Origin of the sequence: Bradyrhizobium retamae (assembly GCF_001440415.1) — a bacterium.
In the GTDB taxonomy this organism is placed as follows: Bacteria; Pseudomonadota; Alphaproteobacteria; order Rhizobiales; family Xanthobacteraceae; genus Bradyrhizobium; species Bradyrhizobium retamae.
This window is the reverse complement of record NZ_LLYA01000125.1, coordinates 1-1,354: the sequence shown is the minus strand read 5'-3', so window position 1 is coordinate 1,354 and position 1,354 is coordinate 1. Positions and strand designations below refer to the sequence as shown.

Genomic DNA, 1,354 nt, shown 5'->3' with positions numbered 1-1,354 from the left:
CTGGGAATGGAAAAGGCTACGCGCGGTCGAAAAAAACCTCTGATCAGCGGTCCGTCGCAACCTGAACGTCTCAACCGGCTAGCGACCATCATAACCCAGACCGTCTATGCGCGCGCGTAATCGTTGCGCGGCCGTCGTCGGATGCGTACCTTAAGGTCACATGCTCAGAAAGACGACCAAACTACACAAGGCGGACGCCGCCAGAGCACGACGATTTTTTTTGCTGGTATTCTGCTGTGGTATGTGGTCAACGCGCTTGCGTGTCCAGGCGCAGCGGCATGTCCACAGCGCCACTTCAGGCCTTTCGGCTGGGTTTGCGGGTTCGCTGCATGCTCTCGCCGTTCAGATCATCCGACGCCTTGCACCGCCGACCCGATACGGCCATTCGCGACCAGAAGGGCCAGTACATGTTGGCCATCAAGAGCAATCTCGGCCGGCTCTTCAAGGCCGTCGAGGCGCTGCCCGACACCCCCGAAAGCCATCACGAGCGAGCCCGCGAAGGACCATCGCTCACGGCCGCGTCGACCGCCAGCCGGCCATCGTCGCGCCGGCACCACAGTTGGCAAAGCAATACGGTTTCCCTGCTAACGGCGCCGTCGACCGCATCGACAGTTGGCGCGCCAACGCCGACAAGGCTGCCAAGCACACGGTCCGATACTTTCTGGCCCTCCAGTCTGCTGTCTGCCAAGAAGCTGCTCGAGCGGCCACTGGGGCAACGACAACAACCTGCACTGGGTCTCGAAGTTCTGTTCGAAGAGGACGCAGCCGCCGCAAGGACCATGCCGCGGAAAATCTCGCCATCATCCGCTAAGCTAGGAGCCTGTCTGAGTAGTGACTGGTCAAGAGGGAGCGAGTCTGATTCCTTGCGCAGCCATGAGCAAGGAATTTCGCCCCTGGAAGATCGACGAGGCCCAGCTTCTGCCGCCGAGCGTGCAGGATTATGTGCCGAGGGACCACGTTTCGCGGCTGATCGTGTCGCTGGTCAGGGAAAGCCTTGATCTATCGGCGATCATAGGCAGCTACCGAAGCGGGCTGGGGCAGCCGCCGTTCGATCCTCGGATGCTGACGGCGCTGCTTCTGCACGGCTACGCGAGCGGTATCTACTCGTCGCGGCGGATCGCCAGGGCGGCGGTGGAGCGGGCGGATTTCATGATGATCGTGGCGGGCGATGCGCCGGACTTCCGCACGATCTCAGAGTTCCGGCGGCGGCACCTGAAGGCGCTGGCCGACCTGTTCGCGCAGGTGTTGAAGCTGGCCGAGAAGGCCGGGTTGGTGAAGCTCGGGCACGTTGCGCTCGATGGCACCAAGATCAAGGCGAACGCGTCCAAGCACAAGGCGATGAGCTATGATCGCA

The 1,354-nt window shown here is 62.0% G+C and carries 2 protein-coding genes; one reads left to right on the top strand and one right to left on the bottom strand.

What is annotated here, in order from left to right:
- Positions 1 to 481: 481 nt before the first annotated feature.
- Positions 482 to 688 carry a hypothetical protein gene (locus CQ13_RS43035; RefSeq protein WP_156433695.1) on the bottom strand — a complete coding sequence of 69 codons (207 nt, stop codon included), beginning with the start codon at positions 686 to 688 and terminating at the stop codon, positions 482 to 484.
- A gap of 185 nt (positions 689 to 873) precedes the next feature.
- Between CQ13_RS43035 and CQ13_RS43030 the strand changes: the two genes are divergently transcribed.
- Positions 874 to 1,354 (top strand): transposase (locus tag CQ13_RS43030; RefSeq protein ID WP_197427245.1); only part of this gene is annotated, 481 nt, incomplete at its 3' end.